Source organism: Gordonia sp. G4, assembly GCF_057770005.1.
Genome location: NZ_CM173442.1, coordinates 490867 through 508747 on the forward strand (window position 1 = coordinate 490867; position 17881 = coordinate 508747).

The 17881-nt window shown below is 68.1% G+C and carries 19 protein-coding genes; 10 read left to right on the forward strand and 9 right to left on the reverse strand.

Going from position 1 to position 17881, the window contains the following annotated elements:
• Positions 1-39 precede the first annotated feature (39 nt).
• A complete protein-coding gene (locus tag AC3B5T_RS01925) occupies positions 40-930 on the reverse strand; it encodes a 3-oxoacyl-ACP reductase (RefSeq protein ID WP_055474378.1) in 891 nt (296 codons plus the stop codon).
• Between the two features lie 82 nt (positions 931-1012).
• On the reverse strand, positions 1013-1207 hold the full coding sequence (locus AC3B5T_RS01930) for a ferredoxin (protein WP_010840635.1): 195 nt from the start codon (positions 1205-1207) through the stop codon (positions 1013-1015).
• A gap of 147 nt (positions 1208-1354) precedes the next feature.
• On the opposite strand from AC3B5T_RS01930, the gene AC3B5T_RS01935 reads away from it, so the two are divergent.
• From AC3B5T_RS01935 to AC3B5T_RS01960, 6 genes are all read left to right on the forward strand, one after another.
• Entirely contained in the window at positions 1355-2557 is a 1203-nt protein-coding gene (locus AC3B5T_RS01935; protein ID WP_055474534.1) for an acyl-CoA dehydrogenase family protein, read from the forward strand.
• Between the two features lie 94 nt (positions 2558-2651).
• Positions 2652-3776 carry an acyl-CoA dehydrogenase family protein gene (locus tag AC3B5T_RS01940; protein ID WP_055474379.1) on the forward strand — a complete coding sequence of 375 codons (1125 nt, stop codon included), beginning with the start codon at positions 2652-2654 and terminating at the stop codon, positions 3774-3776.
• Positions 3773-5302, forward strand: a complete 1530-nt coding sequence (locus tag AC3B5T_RS01945; RefSeq protein WP_055474380.1) for a long-chain-fatty-acid--CoA ligase — start codon at positions 3773-3775, stop codon at positions 5300-5302. The genes AC3B5T_RS01940 and AC3B5T_RS01945 overlap by 4 nt, the downstream gene beginning before the upstream one ends.
• A 194-nt stretch (positions 5303-5496) precedes the next feature.
• Entirely contained in the window at positions 5497-5736 is a 240-nt protein-coding gene (locus AC3B5T_RS01950; RefSeq protein ID WP_055474381.1) for a hypothetical protein, read from the forward strand.
• 26 nt (positions 5737-5762) lie between these two features.
• A complete protein-coding gene (locus AC3B5T_RS01955; RefSeq protein ID WP_055474382.1) occupies positions 5763-6041 on the forward strand; it encodes a hypothetical protein in 279 nt (92 codons plus the stop codon).
• 275 nt (positions 6042-6316) lie between these two features.
• Positions 6317-7069: a YoaK family protein gene (locus AC3B5T_RS01960; protein ID WP_010840643.1), complete on the forward strand. Its 753-nt coding sequence runs from the start codon at positions 6317-6319 to the stop codon at positions 7067-7069.
• 21 nt (positions 7070-7090) lie between these two features.
• Here the strand turns inward: AC3B5T_RS01960 and AC3B5T_RS01965 are convergent, their stop codons facing one another.
• Together AC3B5T_RS01965 and AC3B5T_RS01970 are read right to left on the reverse strand one after the other, a co-directional pair.
• The gene (locus AC3B5T_RS01965; RefSeq protein ID WP_055474383.1) at positions 7091-8230 is read right to left on the reverse strand and encodes an NAD(P)H-dependent flavin oxidoreductase; all 1140 of its coding nucleotides are present in this window, start codon (positions 8228-8230) and stop codon (positions 7091-7093) included.
• Between the two features lie 23 nt (positions 8231-8253).
• Positions 8254-9879, reverse strand: a complete 1626-nt coding sequence (locus AC3B5T_RS01970) for an acyl-CoA synthetase (protein WP_055474384.1) — start codon at positions 9877-9879, stop codon at positions 8254-8256.
• Positions 9880-9989: 110 nt separating this feature from the next.
• Between AC3B5T_RS01970 and AC3B5T_RS01975 the strand changes: the two genes are divergently transcribed.
• The gene (locus AC3B5T_RS01975) at positions 9990-10811 is read left to right on the forward strand and encodes a crotonase/enoyl-CoA hydratase family protein (RefSeq protein WP_010840646.1); all 822 of its coding nucleotides are present in this window, start codon (positions 9990-9992) and stop codon (positions 10809-10811) included.
• A 48-nt stretch (positions 10812-10859) separates the two neighbouring features.
• Here the strand turns inward: AC3B5T_RS01975 and AC3B5T_RS01980 are convergent, their stop codons facing one another.
• Together AC3B5T_RS01980 and AC3B5T_RS01985 are read right to left on the reverse strand one after the other, a co-directional pair.
• Complete coding sequence (locus AC3B5T_RS01980) at positions 10860-11594, reverse strand: PAS and ANTAR domain-containing protein (protein ID WP_084817170.1); 735 nt, start codon at positions 11592-11594, stop codon at positions 10860-10862.
• Positions 11595-11663: 69 nt separating this feature from the next.
• The gene (locus AC3B5T_RS01985) at positions 11664-12701 is read right to left on the reverse strand and encodes an LLM class F420-dependent oxidoreductase (RefSeq protein ID WP_010840648.1); all 1038 of its coding nucleotides are present in this window, start codon (positions 12699-12701) and stop codon (positions 11664-11666) included.
• A gap of 91 nt (positions 12702-12792) precedes the next feature.
• On the opposite strand from AC3B5T_RS01985, the gene AC3B5T_RS01990 reads away from it, so the two are divergent.
• The 3 genes from AC3B5T_RS01990 to AC3B5T_RS02000 are packed head-to-tail and all read left to right on the forward strand — an operon-like array spanning position 12793 to position 16083.
• Complete coding sequence (locus AC3B5T_RS01990) at positions 12793-13839, forward strand: Zn-ribbon domain-containing OB-fold protein (RefSeq protein WP_055474535.1); 1047 nt, start codon at positions 12793-12795, stop codon at positions 13837-13839.
• Between the two features lie 16 nt (positions 13840-13855).
• Complete coding sequence (locus AC3B5T_RS01995) at positions 13856-14905, forward strand: thiolase domain-containing protein (protein ID WP_055474385.1); 1050 nt, start codon at positions 13856-13858, stop codon at positions 14903-14905.
• Positions 14905-16083, forward strand: coding sequence for a thiolase domain-containing protein (locus tag AC3B5T_RS02000; protein WP_055474386.1), 1179 nt, complete (start codon positions 14905-14907; stop codon positions 16081-16083). The genes AC3B5T_RS01995 and AC3B5T_RS02000 overlap by 1 nt, the downstream gene beginning before the upstream one ends.
• 43 nt (positions 16084-16126) lie before the next feature.
• Here AC3B5T_RS02000 and AC3B5T_RS02005 read toward each other — a convergent pair whose 3' ends face one another.
• The 3 genes from AC3B5T_RS02005 to AC3B5T_RS02015 are packed head-to-tail and all read right to left on the reverse strand — an operon-like array spanning position 16127 to position 17768.
• Positions 16127-16675, reverse strand: coding sequence for a carboxymuconolactone decarboxylase family protein (locus AC3B5T_RS02005; protein ID WP_014927990.1), 549 nt, complete (start codon positions 16673-16675; stop codon positions 16127-16129).
• Positions 16672-17292 carry a hypothetical protein gene (locus AC3B5T_RS02010; protein WP_055474387.1) on the reverse strand — a complete coding sequence of 207 codons (621 nt, stop codon included), beginning with the start codon at positions 17290-17292 and terminating at the stop codon, positions 16672-16674. The genes AC3B5T_RS02005 and AC3B5T_RS02010 overlap by 4 nt, the downstream gene beginning before the upstream one ends.
• Positions 17289-17768: an RNA polymerase sigma factor gene (locus tag AC3B5T_RS02015; RefSeq protein WP_055474536.1), complete on the reverse strand. Its 480-nt coding sequence runs from the start codon at positions 17766-17768 to the stop codon at positions 17289-17291. The genes AC3B5T_RS02010 and AC3B5T_RS02015 overlap by 4 nt, the downstream gene beginning before the upstream one ends.
• Between the last annotated feature and the right edge of the window lie 113 nt (positions 17769-17881).

Below are 17881 nucleotides of genomic sequence, written 5' to 3' on the forward strand. Positions count from 1 at the left end.
CCATCGCGAAACCTATCACGCACAATTGACCCGAATTGGTCAGTTGACCAGAGCGCTTGCCGAGAATGTGCGTCCCGGATCGCGGTCGGCGAAGTGACCCGTCAGGGTCTTCGCGAGGTCCTCCGCGGACCACGCGTCGCCCTCGGCGACGAAGACCTCGTCGACCGTTGGCGCGGCCATCAGGGTGACCTTGGGGCCGTAGACGACGAACACCTGGCCGGTGACCGCGTCGGAGTCGGGGCCGGCGAGGTAGGACACCAGTCGCACGACGTGCTCGGGGTCGAGGGGATCCACGCCCTCGGTGGGGGCGTCGCCGAACACCGAGGCGGTCATCGCCGTCCGTGCCCGCGGGCAGATCGCGTTGGCGCGCACGCCGTATCGCTTGAGGGCACGCGACGCCGACAGCGTGAGCGCGGTGATACCCGCCTTCGCCGCACCGTAGTTGGCCTGCCCCTCGGGACCGAGCAGGCCGGCCTCCGACGCGGTGTTGATGATCCGGCCGTAGATCGGACCGCCCGCCTTCTTCGACTCCGCGCGCCAGTGCGACGCGGCGTTTCGGGTGAGCAGGAAGTGACCGCGCAGATGGACGCGGATCACCAGGTCCCACTCGTCGTCGGTCATGTTGAACAGCATCTTGTCGCGCACGACGCCCGCGTTGTTGAGGACGATGTCGAGCGAGCCGAGTTGTTCGGTCGCCGTCGCGAGGATCGCGGTGGCCGTGGCCGATTCGCCGATGTCGCCGGGCACCGCGACCGCGCGGCCACCCGCGGCGGTGATCGTGTCGATCACGTCGCTCTGCTCGAGCGCCGCGGGGAGGTCGTTCACGACCACCGCGGCCCCCTCGGCGGCCAATCCGATGGCCTCCGCGCGACCGAGTCCTGCACCTGCACCGGTGACGACCGCGACGCGACCGTCCAACGAGTAACCCACCCGACATCCTCCTGAGCTAAAACTAGAACCTGTTCTAGCATGATTCACGAACGGATGGAACCGAACCGCATTTTCGCCCGGATCAGTCCTCCACGACGGCCAGCGCCGACTTCGGACAGTTGGCGGCGACCTGACGCAGTTCCTCGACGCGGTCGGCGGGGATGTCCTCTTGGAGAATGACCAGGTAGTCGTTGTCATCCAGGTCGAAGAAGTCCGGCGCCATCCCGACACAGATGGCGTTGGACTCACACAGGTCGAAATCTGCCTTGATACGCATCGGAACCGTCTCCTCGTCGATGGGTCGCCTGTTGACTGGGCTGTGAGAACAGGTTAGAACGTGTTTCAGAAGTGCACGAGTACTTCGACTGTCAACTTGACCATAAGCCGGGACCGGACGCTAGCCGATCCACCCCTTGGAGTGTCGATGCGCATCGCCTATACCGACCAACAAGCCGAGCTCCGTAGGGAACTCCGCGACTACTTCTCCGGCCTCATGACCGAGGATCGTCGTGCCGCCCTGTCCGGCGGCGACGGCGAACTCGGCGAGGGCGACGCCTACCGCGACGTCGTCGCCCAGATGGGTGCCGACGGCTGGCTCGCCCTGGGCTGGCCCACCGACTTCGGCGGTCAGAACCGGTCGATGATGGACCAGCTGATCTTCACCGACGAGGCAGCGATCGCGGGTGCGCCCGTTCCGTTCCTCACCATCAACTCGGTGGCGCCGACGATCATGAACTACGGCTCCGCCGAACAGAAGGCGTACTTCCTGCCGCGGATCGCGGCCGGCAAGCTGCACTTCTCGATCGGGTACTCCGAACCGGGCGCCGGCACCGATCTCGCGGCCCTCCGGACCACCGCGGTGCGCGATGGCGACGACTACGTCATCAACGGTCAGAAGATGTGGACGAGCCTGGTCGCCTACGCCGACTACATCTGGCTCGCCTGCCGCACCGATCCGTCGACGCTGGAACCCGGCGGCAAGAAGCACAAGGGCATCTCCATGCTCATCGTGCCCACCACCGCCGAGGGCTTCAGTTACACGCCGGTCCACACCATGTCGGGGGTCGACACCAGCGCGACCTACTACCAGGACGTCCGGGTGCCCACGTCGTCGATCGTCGGCGAAGAGGGTGGCGGGTGGCCGCTGGTCACCAACCAGCTCAATCACGAGCGGGTCGCGCTGTGCAGCGCGGCACCGATCCAGACCGCGCTGCGCGAGACGGTCGCGTGGGCACAGCAGACCAAGACTGGCGACGGTCATCGGGTCATCGACGCCCCCTGGGTGCAGCAGAACCTGGCCCGGGTGCATGCCAAGGTCGAGTTCCTCAAGCTGATCAACTGGAAGATCGCCTCGGTCGCCAGCTCCGGCGGATCGCCGAGTCCGGCCGATGCCTCGGCGACGAAGGTCTACGGCACCGAGTTCGCCACCGAGGCCTATCGACTGCTGATGGAAATCGTCGGACCCGCCGCGACGCTGCGTACCGGCAGCACGGGCGCCCACCTCAACGGACGCCTGGAACGGTTCCAGCGCACCTCACTCATCCTCACTTTCGGAGGCGGCACCAACGAGATCCAGCGCGACATCATCGCCATGCTCGCTCTCGGCCTGCCGCACCAGCGTCGCTGACAGAGCCCGCCCCGCTGGTTGAGTAGCCACGAGCGAGCGCAGCGAGCACGCGGCGTATCGAAACCACCCCGCACCCCGAACATGGAGACACACCATGGATTTCTCGCTTCCCGAATCCGGCGCCGACGTCCGCGGCCTCGCGCGCGACATCGCGACGTCGATCAGCACCCCCGAACGGGTCGCCGACCTGGAGGCCACGCGTGCCGCGCTCGACGCGGACCTGTGGCGCGAACTCGGCGGTGCCGGACTCCTCGGCCTCGAGCTGTCCTCGGAAGCCGTCGGTGATGCCGGTGGCGATCTCGGCGTCGTCGAGAACGCGCTCGTGGCCACCGAACTCGGCCGGGCACTGGCCCGCGTGCCGTTCGGTCCCCACGCGATCGCCGCCCTGCCGGTGATCTCCGCCCAGGGTTCGGCGCAGCTCCGCGACCGGGTCCTCGCCGCCGGAGCCACCGGTGACGCGGTGCTCACGGTAGCCGTGGAGGAAGACCTGGCCACCGACCTGCGCTCCCCCACCGCCACGTTGTCGACGGAGGGAACACTCACCGGGGTCAAGGTCGACGTTCCCTATGCCGAGGCCGCGGACATGTTCGTGGTCACCGCATCCGGACCCGACGGCGTCGTGGCGGTGGTCGTGGCCGCCGACGCCCCTGGGGTCGTCGTCACCCCCACCCCGTCCACCGGGCTGATCCCCTCGGCTCAGGTCGAGTTCGACAGCACGCCGGTGTCCGGTGACGCCGTCCTCGGCGGCGGCGCCGACACGGCCGCGACACTCGTGGCCCGCGCGACCCTGGCGTGCTGCGCCGAGCAGACCGGCATCGTGGAACGCGGACTCGAACTCACCGCCGAGTATGCCCGCGAGCGTGAGCAATTCGGTCGCGCCATCGGGTCGTTCCAGGCGGTGGCCCAGCGGCTCGCCGACGGGTACATCGATACGCAGGGACTGGCACTCACGACGACACAGGCGGCCTGGCTGCTCGACCACTCGACCGGCCACACGCCGGAGCTGCAGAACGCGGTCGCGACGGCCAAGTTCTGGGCCGCCGAGGCCGGTCACCGGGTGGCGCACACGGCCGTGCACGTACACGGTGGCGTCGGCCTCGACACCAGCCACCCGGTGCACCGATACTTCCTGCGCGCCAAGCACAACGAGTTCGCGTTCGGCTCGGCCACCGCGTCGGTGCGGGTCATCGGAGCCGAACTGGCCGCCGCGCCGGCGTGAACCAGCCGGTCGCGGTGCGGGCCCGCACGGTCGCCGACCTACTCGCGCCACTGGCCGCGGTCGAGGATCGCGGGGTCTGGTTCGAGAGCGGGTTCTGTTCGTGGGCAGACCATCTCGTCGGCGCGGCACGGCGAGCCGGGGTGTTGCGCAGCCGGTTGTCGGATGATCGCCCACGCCACGTGGGCGTCCTGCTCGCCAACACCCCGGAGTTCAGCGCGCTGTTCGCCGCGGCGGCACGCCACGGATTCGTGCTGGTCGGTCTCAACACCACACGCCGCGGCAACGCCCTAGCCGCCGACATCGCCCGCGCCGACTGCCAGATCGTGCTGTGCGACGGGGACACCCGGCATCTGCTCGACGGCCTCGAGCTCGGCGAAGCTCGCGTCGTCGACGTCGATTCACCCGAATGGACGGCCGCGGTGACCGCGAGCGACCCGGCGCCCCTCGCCGAACCGGCACCGGACGACCTCATGATGTTGATCTTCACCTCGGGGACCACCGGCGATCCCAAGGCGGTGCGATGTACGCACCGGACCTTCGCCACCAGCGGCCCGATGCTCGCCGAACGTTTCGGTCTCGGCCCGGATGACGTCGCCTACCTCTCGATGCCGATGTTCCACTCCAACGCGATGATCGCCGGGTGGTGCGTCGCCGTGTCCGGCGGCGCCTCGATCGCGTTGCGGCGCAGCTTCTCCGCGCGCGGGTTCGTCGAGGACGTCCACCGGTACGGCGTGACGTATGCCAACTACGTCGGCAAACCGCTGAACTACATCCTCGCGACCGAGCCCCACCCCGACGACGCCACCAGTTCACTGCGGGTCATGTACGGCAACGAGGCGTCGGCCCGTGACCGGCGCCGGTTCGCCGAGCGCTTCGGCTGCCGCGTCGTCGACGGTTTCGGGTCCACCGAGGGCGGGGTGGCCATCACCCGGACCCCCGACACACCCGACGATGCCCTGGGCCCGCTGCGTGCACCTACGGCGGTCGTCGACGTCGAGACCGGTGAGCCCGTTCCGGCCGGGGTGGTCGGTGAGATCGTGAACCTCTCGGGGCCCGGACTCTTCGCCGGCTACCACAACGACCCCGGCGCCACCGCCGAACGCCTGCGCGGCGGGATCTATCACACCGGCGACCTCGCCTGGGTCGACGACGAGGGTTATCTGCACTTCGCCGGGCGCCTCGGCGACTGGTTGCGCGTCGACGGTGAGAACATCGGCACCGGACCCATCGAGCGAATCCTGCTGCGGCATCCGGACATCCGGCAGGCCGCCGTGCACGGCGTGCCTGTGGAGATCGGCGACGAGATCGAGGCGGTCCTCGTCGCCGACGGACTCACCGCCGACGATCTCTCCGAGTTCCTCTCCGCCCAGGACGATCTCGGGCCGAAACAGTGGCCGCACCGGGTGCGGATCGTCGCCGAACTCCCGGAGACGGCGACCTTCAAGACCGTCAAGCGCCTGCTGGCCTCCGACACGACCCCGCCCACGTGGCGGCGGGAAGATCGGGTCTACCGCGCCGCGACGTAAACTCCCTCCCACGATCCGTATGACGTTGTGCCCGGTTTCCGGGTTCAGCGTCATACGGATTCCGGCGTACTTGTGGATGCTGTTCCCCATTCTCGATCGTCACGCACTACGTTGATAGCGCACAGTTCCGGAAGGCGCTGACCGTGCTAGCTTCTACGCACACTCTCCGGGGGGAGACGAAGGCAGATCTGACCGTGGATCCACGCTATTTCGGTCGTCGCACACCGTTTGTCGCGATTGCTGCGGTGGCCCTGTCGTTCGTTGCGTACGCACTCCTCTGGGGTCTCGGTGTGATGCTCGCGCTGCTCGCCCTGCTCGGAGGTGCTCTGTGCATGCTCTTCCCTGGCCCGGCGAGACAGACGGGGACCGGGGTTGTGGTCGGCATCATCGTGTTCGTAGCGGGTTTCGCCGCGTTCCTGCTGACGAACCTCTGACAAGAGGTCCTGACGCACCCGGCGATGTGACGATCACGCCGTCGGCGGCGTCGGGGAACTCCGTCACCGTGACCGTCACGAACAGGTCCGCGGCGGTGGTCGGGTGCAAGATGTTCGGGCTGCCCGCGGGGTCGGTCGCCGACAGCGAGTCCCGGCCACCGTTCAGTTACGTCAACCCGGTCGACCCGCGTGCGCTGATCGCACCGACCCCCATGCCCCCGGGCCCGTGTCCGGACGCTAGCTGTCTCCCGCCCGACGTCGCCGACGTCGTCGACGACCTGTGGGGCGAGTACACCTCGCCATAGTTCGACCGTCGCACCGGGCACCATCGTTCGCGGTCAACGGTCGTTCCGATGCGTTGGTTCCGCCGTCACCTCGATTGGTGACGTATTGCCCGGTGGGACCGGCATGTGGTTGGACTCACGTGGCGCTGACGGCCGACTTAGGGTGCTCTGGGAGTTGGGAACTGCCCAATTCGGGCTTCGCCGACGGGACCTACCGCCGGTGCTGCCGAGTTACACATTCCCGTTCGAAGGCCTATCGCGACCACAGCCCTACCAGCAGGACTGGAGCCCAACCGATGACCGTTGTCGAACGCGCCGCATCCACTGCCGACTCGAGCGGCGAATCAACCCGAAAACAGCTGCTGGGCCCGTTCTACGACGGGCGGGAGATGGTTCTCGCAGCCGTCCTCGCCGCGTTGGCGGGCGCCACCGGCGCCGCGGCGTGGCTGTACTCCTCCGGCTGGTACGTGACCTTCATGACGGGCAACAGCGAACGGCTGGTGCTCGAGCACATCAAGGGGGCGCATCGTCTCGGTTTCACAGCTCTGGTCACCGTGATCGTCTTCGTTCTCGGCGTGTTCGTGGCCACCTTGGCGCGGATGTATATATGGCGCAAGGCCCGGCACGGGGCGACGATGCTGACCGCGGGTTCGACGATCGCGGCATGGCTCATCGACATCGGCCTGGAGAACGGCAATCGCGAATTCGGCGCCGGCCCTGTCCTCTGCCTGGCCTTCGGTCTCGGCGCACTCAACACCTCGATCAGCCGCAAGGGCGAGGTCGTCATGCCCTTGTCTTATGTGACCGGCACCTTGGTGAAAATCGGCCAGGGCGCCGGGTTACACGTGGCCGGCGTCAAACGATGGGGATGGGTCGCTCACCTCAGTACCTACGCGGGATTCCTGGCCGGCGCAGGATTCGGCGGCCTCCTGTTCAACGCCTTCGACGAACGGAACTCGCTGCTGACCTTGGCCGTGGTCGCGGTTGTCGCGGCGGCGATCACGTGGCGCCTGGATCATCCGAAATTCTTGCGTGCCGATGTCCGCTGACATGACGTTGCGCTCAGCCCCTCAGCCGCCCAGCGTCTTGTTCATCCGTCCGACGGCCTCGTCGTACTCGCTCACGAGGTCGGCGATGAGGTCGGCGACCGGTGTGATCGCGTTGCACCGCCCGACGATCTGGCCGGCCGGCATCGCGACGACGTCGGGGTTGTCGGCCGCCGAGATACGCGCATGCGCCTCGGCGACAAGGAGATTCTGCAGCGGCATCGGCAGGGGCTCGGGCGCGTTGTCGGCGTCCCACGCATCGGTCCAGGCCGTCTTCAACAGTCGCGCAGGCTTTCCCGAGTAGATTCGCCGACGCACGGTGTCGCGCGATGTCGCCTTGAGCAGTGCCTGTTGGACGGTGGACGGCTTGTCGGAGCCCTCGGGCACGCCGAGCTTGTACTCCGCGGCCGTCAGCCAGTACGTCCCCATCCACACCCCCTGGGCGCCGAGCGCGATGGCCGCGGCGATCTGGCGGCCACTACCGACGCCACCGGCCGCGAGAACCGGTGCGGTGTCGCCGACCGCGTCGACGAGTTCGGGCCACAGGATCATCGAGGTGACCTCGCCGGTGTGCCCGCCACCTTCGTAACCCTGCGCGATGACGATGTCCACGCCGGCCTCGACGTGGTGCAGCGCATGGTCTTTCGCGCCGGCCAGTGCGGCCACCAGCACACCGTTGTCGTGCGCGGTCTGGATGACGTCGGGCGGCGGGGATCCCAGGGCGTTGGCGATCAGCTTGATCTGCCCGTACTTACGACGATGCTCCATCGAGATGTCGACGTGGGATCGCGCGACCGAGTGCAGCCAGCCGAGCACACCGGCGTCGACCCGATCACCACCGGGAAGGGGCGGCACACCCAGATCGTCCAGCGTGCGTTCGACGAATGCGCGGTGCTCCGGCGGGATCATCGAATCGAGGTCGACCTTGGAACCCTCGGTGGGGATCTTGGCGGGCATCACCACATCGACGCCGAACGGCTTGCCGTCGGTGTTCTCGTGCATCCACTCCAGGACCTCGTCGAGCTCGTCGGCCTCGTTGAAGCGGACACAACCCAGCACCCCGAGCCCACCGGCGCGACTGATCGCCGCCGCCACATCCTGGCTGGGGGTAAATCCGAAGATCGGGTACTCGATGCCGAACTTCTCGGCCAGTTCAGTACGCATGATGTCAGCTCGCTTCCGGCGCTCTACTGCGCCTCGTCGGCGGGACGCCCGGTGGTGACCGACGCTCCCCATCGATAGTCGGGTTTGCCTGCGGGAGAACGCTTGATCTCGTCCACGAACCACACGCTGCGCGGACATTTGTAGCCCGCGAGTTCTTTTCGGACGACGTCGTTGAGACTCGCGAGTGACGGTCGCGCGCCGTCCCGGGTGGCGATGACCGCAGCGACGCGCTGGCCCCACCGATCATCGGCCACACCGACCACGACGGTGTCGAACACGTCCGGGTGGGCCTTGAGCGCGCCCTCCACCTCCTCGGGGAACACCTTCTCGCCACCGGTGTTGATCGACACCGAGCCTCGGCCGAGCATGGTGATCGTCCCGTCGGCCTCGAGGACGGCGTTGTCGCCGGGCAGCGAGTACCGCACCCCGTCGAAGACCCTGAACGTCTTGGCCGACTTCTCCGGATCGTTGTGGTAGCGCAGCGGTACATGTCCGGAACGGGCGAGGACGCCGACCTCACCACTGCCGGGCTCGACCGGTGTGCCGTCCTCCCGCAGGACGTGGGTCTCGCTGTCGGCCTTCACCCGCGGTCCCCCGGTGTGCGGTGTGCCCTTGGCGACCACGCCCATCCCGCCGAAACCGGTCTCCGACGACCCGATCGCGTCGATGATGATCGAGTTCGGGAAACGGTCGAGGAACTGCTCTTTGACACTCGGCGAGAAGAGACAGGCCGACGACGCGATCGACAGCACGCTCGACAGATCGCGCTCGCCGCCGTTCTCGAGGGCCTCGATCATGGGTCGCCCCATCGCATCTCCGGTGATGAACACGACGTTGACCTTGTGCCGTTCGACGATGTCCCACGCGGCGGAACCGCTGAACTCGGGGTACACCACCGCTTTTCCGCCGGCGAACAGGGACTGGAAGATCGCCCACTGCGACCCGCCGTGGATGAACGGCGGGATCGGATAGCGGACGAGCTGCCCGCCCTCGGCGCCGGTCTTGGCGAGATGCCATTCGTCGGGCACGGGTTCGCTGGTGTACCAGTCGATTCCGCCACCGAGGACGCGCCACACGTCCACCTGCCGCCACACCACGCCCTTCGGCTTCCCGGTGGTACCCCCGGTGTAGAGCATGTACAGGTCGTCGTCGCTGCGTTCGTCGAAGTCGCGTTCGGCCGACGACGCCGCGATCGCCTCCTCGAAGCGGACCGCATCGCTGTGGCCCGCACAGCACAGCTCTTCGGCGGACCCGTCCTCGATGACGATGCGGTATTCGAGATCGGGCGATTTCGGCAACGTGTTGCAGACGCGTGTGGCGAAGCTGCGTTCGTGGATCAGCACCTTCATCCCCGAGTCGGTGAAGATGTGTTCGAGCTCGGCTTCGACGTAGCGGTAGTTGACGTTGACCATCACCGCGCGCGCCTTGAAGATGGCGACCATCGCCTCGACCGACTCGATGGTGTTCCTGCTGTACAGGCCCACGCGGTCGCCCGGCTGCACGCCCAGTTCCCGCAGTTTGTGGGCGAGGGCGTTCGACCGCGCCTCCAGTTCGGCGTAGGAGCGCGTGCGGTCACCGGACTCGAGCGCGATGCGCTCGGGAACCAGGTCGACGGCATGCTCGATGAGGTCGGCGATCGTGTAGGCCATGGCTTCAAAATTAGAACGTGTTATCGTTCTGGGCAAGCGGCAAAACACGGCCGCCGCGATCACCTGAGCACGGTGACACCACCCGAGCCCAGCGACACCGGAGTGCAGCGATGACCACAGCAACCCCCGCCGAGTCCGTCACCGAGAAGGCACCCGAGTGCCTCGTCGAGAAGCGCGGGCACATCCTGATCGTGACGATGAACCGCCCGGAGGCGCGTAACGCGCTCTCGACCGAGATGATGCGGATCATGACCGAGGCGTGGGATCAGGTCGATGCCGACCCCGACATCCGCGTGGCCATCCTCACCGGCGCGGGCGGGTACTTCTGCGCGGGCGCCGACCTCAAGAGCATGAACAAGAACGCCCCCGGCGACACGGTAGATTCCGGCGCCTGGAATCCGGCCTCGTTGCCGGCTCTGCTGAAGGGGCGCCGGCTCACCAAGCCGCTCATCGCCGCGGTGGAGGGGCCGGCGATCGCCGGCGGCACCGAGATCCTGCAGGGCACCGACATCCGGGTGGCCGGCGAGAGCGCCAAATTCGGTGTCTCCGAAGCTCGTTGGGGCCTCTACCCGATGGGCGGGAGCGCGGTTCGTCTCGTCCGGCAGATCCCGTACACCGTGGCCTGCGACATCCTGCTGACCGGCCGCCACATCACCGCGCGCGAGGCGCTCGAGTACGGCCTCATCGGCCACGTCGTCGACGACGGAACCGCCCTGGACAAGGCGCTCGAACTCGCCGAGAAGATCGCGGCCAACGGCCCTCTCGCGGTGCAGGGCATCCTCAAGACCATCCGCGACACCGAGGGCCTGCACGAACTCGACGCCTTCGAGATCGACGCGAAGATCGGCATCTCGGTCTTCAAGTCGAAAGACGCCAAGGTCGGACCCCGCGCGTTCGCCGAGAAGCGCACGCCGGAGTTCACCGGGGAGTAGAGCCACCGGGCAGTCCGGTCGAGCAGCATGCCCGGTGCGCGCCGGTGCTCAGTGGACGACGTCCGATGAACTCCCCGACGACCTACGGGCGCGCAGCACGATCTCGTCGAGGCGCCGACGGTGGTGATTCTCCAGGGGCAGGCTCGCCTGGATCTCGACAATGAGGGCCGCGGCGACGTCCCGGATCTTGACGTTCTCCTGCTGAGACCGCCACCGGAGCACATCGAATGCGCGGTCGGCGTTGACTCCGTAGACCAGCATGAGCATGCCCTTCGCCTGCTCTATCACCCCGCTGCTGTCGCGGAAGGCCCGCACCTGGTCGTCGACGCGCCGTTGTACCACGGCCAGTTCGGCGTCGGTCAGATCGAGATAGAAGCCCTCCGTGCCGATCGTCTCCCCGGTTGCGTCGGTGATGGAGTGGGCGATGACCGCGACCGGGCGGACCCGCCCCGACGTGTCGACGATGCGGTGGCGACTCGAGAACGGTGCGTGATCGGTGAGCATCTCGGCCAGCATCGCGTCGAAGTGGGCACGATCCTCGGGGTGCTTGTGGCGGCGCATGAGTTCGGTGGTCGGCTCCACCTCACCTGGTCCGTAGCCGTGCAGCGCGGCGACCTCATCGGACCACTCCCACTTCTCACCCTCGTAGAAGAAGCGGAAGTCGCCGATGCGTCGGATTCCCGACGGCATGCGGTCGGACGTCTTGTCCGGACGCCTCGCCGGGAGGGCGCCCCGTTCGTGGTCGGCGTCCTCGCAACGAGGGCCGTGGTCATCGTGCTGCACGCGGAGAATTCTATGACCGGCGAGGCCTCGAGGATGGATTTCGGCGGGCACCCGCGTCCGGGAGGGGGATCAGACCAGCGTCGCCAGTTCGCGGATCGTCTCGGCGTCGCGAGCGGTCACCATCAGCATCGTGACGCCGGCCGCCTCCCACTCCTTGATCTGGGCGCGTACCTCGTCGGCCGTGCCGACCAGCATCGTCTCGCGGACCATCTCGTCGGGCACGGCGGCCACCGCCTCGGCCTTCTTGCCGCCGAGGAACAGGCTCACGATCTCGTCGACTGCGTCCGAGTAGCCCATCCGCTTGTACAGCTCCGCGTGGAAGTTCTTCTCCTTCGCGCCCATTCCGCCGACGTACAACGCGGTCGACGGCCGGTATCGGTCGATGGCGGCGGCCACGTCGTCGGTGATCACCACCTGCACGGTTGCGGCCACCTCGAAGTCCTCCCGCGAGCGACGAGCACCCGGCCGTGCGAAACCCTCGTCGAGCCACGAGTTGTACTGGTCGGCGAGACCGAGACTGAAGAAGATGGCCAGCCACCCGTCGGCGATCTCCGCGGTCTGCGCGACGTTCTTCGGCCCTTCGGCGCCGAGCCAGATCGGCACGTCGGCGCGCAGCGGGTGGGTGATCGGTTTGAGCGGTTTGCCGAGTCCGGTCGCCCCGGGTGCGTCGGCCGGGTACGGCAGCGGATAGTGCGGACCCGCGCTGGTCACCTTGTCCTGCCGGGCCAGCACATCCCGCACGACACGCACGTATTCGCGCGTGCGCGCCAGCGGTTTTGCGAATGGTTCGCCGTACCAGCCCTCCACCACCTGGGGACCCGACACCCCGAGTCCGATGATGTGCCGGCCACCGGAGAGGTGGTCGAGGGTGAGCGCGTGCATGGCGAGCGAGGTCGGCGGACGCGCCGACAATTGGGCCACCGCGGTGCCCAGCCGGACGCGCGAGGTCGCCGCGCCCCACCACGCGAGCGGGGTGTAGGCGTCGGAGCCCCACGACTCCGCGGTGAACACCGCGTCGAACCCGCACTCCTCCGCGGCCGCGATCAACGCGGGCGCGCCCGGAATCGGATCGGCACCCCAGTACCCCAGTTGCAGACCGAGCTTCACCGGCACTCCCCTCTCACCCGGCCGCGCATTCCCACGGCCTGACATGCACCTTGTGTCCAATACTAGAACGTGTTCTACTCGAGATGTGAGCATGAGCGTAACGTCTCCGGCCGCCCCGAATCCCGACACGCCACATCCTGTCGCCGAGGTGCCCGAGCCGAAGTCCCCCATCCTGACCGCTCCCCTGACCAACTCCTTCGACTACACACGGTCGCTGGGCCCGGTTCTGAGTCAGTTCGCGCTCGCGCTGCGCGACGGCCGGATCATCGGGTCCAAGGGCAGCGACGGCAAGGTGTCGGTGCCCCCGGTCGAGTTCGATCCCGTCACCGGCGCGCAGTCAGCCGAGTTCGTCGAGGTGTCGACCATCGGCACGGTGACCACCTGGACGTGGAACCCCGAGCCGACGCCGGGCCAGCCGCTGGACACGCCGTTCGCGTGGGCGCTGATCCGTCTCGACGGCGCGGACACCACACTGCTGCACGCGGTTTCGGCCGACTCACCCGACGCGTTGGCGACCGGCCTGCGGGTTCACGCCGTGTTCAGCGCGGCACGCATAGGCCGGATCGACGACATCGCGTACTTCGCGCCCGGCGAGGAGCCCGCCACCGCTCCGGCCAACACCGCGGAGGCCCCCCAGGGCGCCGAGACGGGGCTCGTCGTCATCCCCACCCCGGTCAGCACCGAGATCACTCACTCGGCCAACGAAGAAGAATCCGTCTATCTCGAAGGACTGAAGGCGGGCAAGCTGATCGGCACGCGCATCGGTTCGGGAGTCGACGCCGGACGCGTCTACTTCCCACCTCGCGGGGTCAGTCCCGCCGACGGCTCGCCCGCGTCCGAACGTGTCGAGCTGGGCCACACCGGCATCGTCACCACGTTCTGCATCGTCAACGTGCCCTTCCAGGGCCAGCGGATCAAGCCGCCCTACGTGGCGGCGTACGTACTCCTCGACGGCGCTGACATCCCGTTCCTGCACCTGATCCTGGACTGTGAGGCCTCCGAGGTCCGAATGGGTATGCGCGTCAAGGCCGTCTGGCTTCCCGAAGACGAGTGGGAGTTTTCGATCGGCAACATCAGTCACTTCGCACCCACCGGAGAGCCCGACGCCGAGTACGACACCTACCGCGCCCACCTGTGATGAAGGACCACCTCTGATGACACTGCCACCGATCGCGATCATCGGCTTCGCACACAGCCCCAACGTCGCCGGCAGCCACGGCACCACCAACGGTGTCGAGATGCTGATCCCCTGTTTCGACAAGCTCTACGCCGAACTCGGCATCGCCCGCACCGACATCGAGTTCTGGTGCAGCGGATCGTCGGATTACCTTGCCGGGCGCGCGTTCTCCTTCATCTCCGCGATCGACTCGATCGGCGCCATGCCGCCCATCAACGAGTCACATGTCGAGATGGACGGCGCGTGGGCTCTCTACGAGGCGTGGGTGAAGATCGCGACCGGCGAGGTCGACCTCGCCCTCGCCTACGGATTCGGCAAGGCCACCGCGGGCAACGCCGATCAGACCCTCACCCTGCAGACCGACCCGTACACCGTCGCCCCGCTGCACCCGGACGCGCGGTCGCTCGGCGCCCTCCAGGCACGTGCCGGCATCGACGCCGGCGTGTGGACCGAGGCCGACATGGCCGAGATCGGCGCGCGCACCTTCGGCGGTTCGGTCGACGAGCTGCTCGGCCGCGAGTACGTCGCGAACCCGTTGCGGCAGCACGACATCGCGCCCTACACCGATGCCGCCGCCGCGGTCGTGATCGCGAGCGAGCGCAAGGCCCGTGAGCTGGTGGCCAATCCCGCGTTCGTCACCGGGTGGGACCACCGCATCGACACGCCCAACTTCGGGGCACGCGATCTCACGCTGTCGCCCTCGACGAAGGTCGCCGGCGACACCGCGTTCGGCGACCGCAGCCGAGCGGTCGACGTCGCCGAGATCAACGCGTCGTACACACATCAGGAGATCATCGTCCGCAACGCGCTCGGGTTGCCAGACTCGGTGCGGATCAACCCGTCCGGCGGCTCGCTGGCCGGCAACTCGCTGTTCTCCGCCGGTCTCCAGCGCATCGGGTACGCGGCGCACGAGATCCTCAGCGGGAACGCGGGCACCGCACTCGCCCACGCGTCGAGCGGGCCGCTGCTGCAGCAGAACATGGTGGTCACCCTGAGTGCCCAAACGAACTCGGGAGGCGAGAACTGATGGGACACAACAATCGAGCCGCGGTGCTGGGAACCGGACAGACGCGGTACGTCGCCAAGCGGTCCGATGTCACGATGGCCGGCATGGTCCGCGAGGCCATCGATGCCGCGCTCCTCGACTCCAAGGTCTCTCTCGACGACATCGACGCGATCGTCATCGGCAAGGCACCGGACCTCTTCGAGGGATCGATGATGCCCGAGCTCGCGATGGCCGAGGCCATCGGCGCGGTCGGCAAACGACTCATCCGCGTGCACACCGCGGGTTCGGTCGGCGGCTCGACGGCCAACGTGGCCGCGTCGCTCGTCTTCGCCGGAGTGCACAAACGGGTCCTGGCCGTCGCCTGGGAGAAGCAGTCGGAGTCCAACGCGATGTGGGCCCTGTCGATCCCGGTGCCGTTCACCAAACCGGTGGGCGCTGGCGCGGGCGGCTTCTTCGCCCCGCACGTGCGCGCCTACATCCGGCAGTCCGGAGCCCCCGAACACATCGGCGCGATGGTCGCGGCCAAGGACCGTCGCAACGGCGCGCTGAATCCGCTTGCGCACCTGCACCAGCCGGATCAGACCGTCGAGAAGGTCATGAGCTCGCAGATGCTGTGGGACCCGATCCGCTACGACGAGACCTGCCCGTCGTCGGACGGGGCGTGCGCGGTCGTCATCGGTGCCGAAGACGTCGCCGACGCGGCGATCGCCGCGGGCGATCCGGTGGCGTGGATTCATGCCACGGCGATGCGCACCGAGCCGCTGTCGTACGCGCACCGCAACGTCGTCAGCCCGCAGGCCGGTCGCGACGCCGCCGCCGCCCTGTGGAAGGCAGGCGGCATCAGCAATCCCCTCGAGGAGATCGACGCCGCCGAGATCTACGTGCCCTTCTCGTGGTTCGAGCCGATGTGGCTGGAGAACCTCGGCTTCGTGGCCGAGGGCGAGGGCTGGAAGCTCACCGAATCCGGTGACACCGAGATCGGCGGACGACTCCCGCTCAACGCGTCCGGCGGTGTGTTGTCGTCGAACCCGATCGGGGCGTCGGGCATGATCCGGTTCGCCGAGGCGGCGATCCAGGTCATGGGCAAGGCCGGCGACCACCAGGTCGCGGACGCCCGCAAGGCCCTGGGCCACGCCTACGGCGGCGGTTCCCAGTACTTCTCCATGTGGCTCGTCGGCGCCGACAAACCCCTGCACTGACGCGTATTTCGTAGCATCCATGCGCGCCATGTGCGCATGAATGCTACGAAATGCGTTCGGGCACAGCGCAGGCGAGGCCGTCGGACATTCCGGTGGGCCGGACACCCAGAGACTGGTTGAGGCGCGCCCGCTGGTTCTCCCAGGCGACGGTCATGGCGAGTTCGACGATCTGGGTCTCCGACAGGTGCTCGCCCAGCTCACGACGCAGCTCGGCGAGGTCCTCCCCGACGGCCGGTGTGCGCGTCATCGCCTCGGCGTAACCGATGACGAGCTTCTCCAGGTCGGTGTAGGCCGTCGACTCCCGATAACGCGGGAGGTCGCGGAGCTGCTGCTCGGTGATGCCCGCGCCGGAGGCGACCGCCGACCCGATGTCGAGGCAGAACTCGCAGCTGACCATGCCTGCCGCCTTGAGTTCGGCGAGTTCCTTGAGCTTCGGGTCCATCCGGTTGGACAGCAGCATCGCGCTCTCCATCCCGGCGACCCCGCCGGCAAGCAGCGGCCGCCGTGCCAGATGGCCGACGAGCTCGGTGCGGTGGCGCCGTGCCCGTCGCATGGCGCGTACGTAATTCCGGATTCGATGCAGTGCTCTCATACCCGTCCTTCCTCATCCGGCCCTCGGCTGTAACGCCCGCCCAGGACGAAGGTGACCAGCAACACCAGCGCGGCCACACCGACCGCACCGTGCGCGACCGCACCCCAGGCGAACACGCCGATCTCGTGCACGCCGCGTCCACCCATGACCAGTCCGAGCGGCACGCCCACGATGACGGCGACGGGCAACCACCGCCGGCGCGTCGAGGCGACCGCGATCGCCGCACCCAGGGCGATGAACGCCAGTCCCCCGTCGATCATCGCGTGCTGGTTGTACGGCTCGCCCAGCGACGCCGAGATCCATTCCCCGGCAACCAAGTTCCCCATGCCATGGATGACCAGGACCGCGCCGAGCACGGCCGCGGCCACCTGCGACGCCGACCATCGTCGTCTCGGACGGGCCGAACGCCGGGACTCCAGGCCCTGATCGACCGCGGCGTAGGTCGACGGGGGCGGATCACGGCGTAAGCCGTCGGCGAGCAGTTCGAGTTCGGGTGTCCGGGCACCCGGCATCTCGCGCCCGTCGAGGACGGCCGCGATCCTGGCGTCGAGCAGTTCGGCCGCCGCGACCTCGGCAGGGTCGTACGCCTCGGACGCAGCCGGATCCTCTGGCGTCACCTCGGCATCACCTCCCTCAACTTCGCCACCCCGCGATAGACGAGCATCCGGGCGGCGGTTGCCGAGATCCCCATCGCGACCCCGATCTCCTCAGAGCTGAGTTCGGTGCCGAACCGCAGGGCCACGGCCTCGCGTTCGCGCGCGGTGAGCACCCACAGCCGGCTGCGCACGTCGTCGGCCGCCGCGGCGCGCAACATCGAGGTCTCGGGGTCGCCGTCGGGAGCGGACATCACCGCGGCGTCCACGTCGACCTCGGCGACCGGCACCTCCCGAGACTGCCGCGCCCACCAGTCCGCGACGACGTGCCGGGCTATGCCGATCAGCCAGGCGCCGACGGTGCCGCGCCGATCGTCGAATCGGTCCCAGGAGCGCATCGCCTTCACGAAGACCTCCGCGGTCACGTCGTCGGCATCGACATTCGCGGGCACGCGGGTTCGCACGTAGCGCCAGACCCCCGCCACGTGTTCGCGGTACACCGCGTCGAACTGATCGACCGCGCCCGACTTCGAGTCGTCCCCCCTTCGCCATCGACACCGTGGGCCGTCGGCGACGCCCCGGGCGTCATGGACCCTGCGATACATCTTCCGGC

Coding starts and splice junctions, on each gene's coding strand:
- AC3B5T_RS01930 (WP_010840635.1), bottom strand. CDS start 1,207: ATGCGTATCAAGGCAGATTTCGACCTGTGTGAGTCCAACGCCATCTGT.
- AC3B5T_RS01935 (WP_055474534.1), top strand. CDS start 1,355: ATGCGCATCGCCTATACCGACCAACAAGCCGAGCTCCGTAGGGAACTC.
- AC3B5T_RS01940 (WP_055474379.1), top strand. CDS start 2,652: ATGGATTTCTCGCTTCCCGAATCCGGCGCCGACGTCCGCGGCCTCGCG.
- AC3B5T_RS01960 (WP_010840643.1), top strand. CDS start 6,317: ATGACCGTTGTCGAACGCGCCGCATCCACTGCCGACTCGAGCGGCGAA.
- AC3B5T_RS01965 (WP_055474383.1), bottom strand. CDS start 8,230: ATGCGTACTGAACTGGCCGAGAAGTTCGGCATCGAGTACCCGATCTTC.
- AC3B5T_RS01970 (WP_055474384.1), bottom strand. CDS start 9,879: ATGGCCTACACGATCGCCGACCTCATCGAGCATGCCGTCGACCTGGTT.
- AC3B5T_RS01975 (WP_010840646.1), top strand. CDS start 9,990: ATGACCACAGCAACCCCCGCCGAGTCCGTCACCGAGAAGGCACCCGAG.
- AC3B5T_RS01990 (WP_055474535.1), top strand. CDS start 12,793: ATGAGCGTAACGTCTCCGGCCGCCCCGAATCCCGACACGCCACATCCT.
- AC3B5T_RS01995 (WP_055474385.1), top strand. CDS start 13,856: ATGACACTGCCACCGATCGCGATCATCGGCTTCGCACACAGCCCCAAC.
- AC3B5T_RS02000 (WP_055474386.1), top strand. CDS start 14,905: ATGGGACACAACAATCGAGCCGCGGTGCTGGGAACCGGACAGACGCGG.
- AC3B5T_RS02005 (WP_014927990.1), bottom strand. CDS start 16,675: ATGAGAGCACTGCATCGAATCCGGAATTACGTACGCGCCATGCGACGG.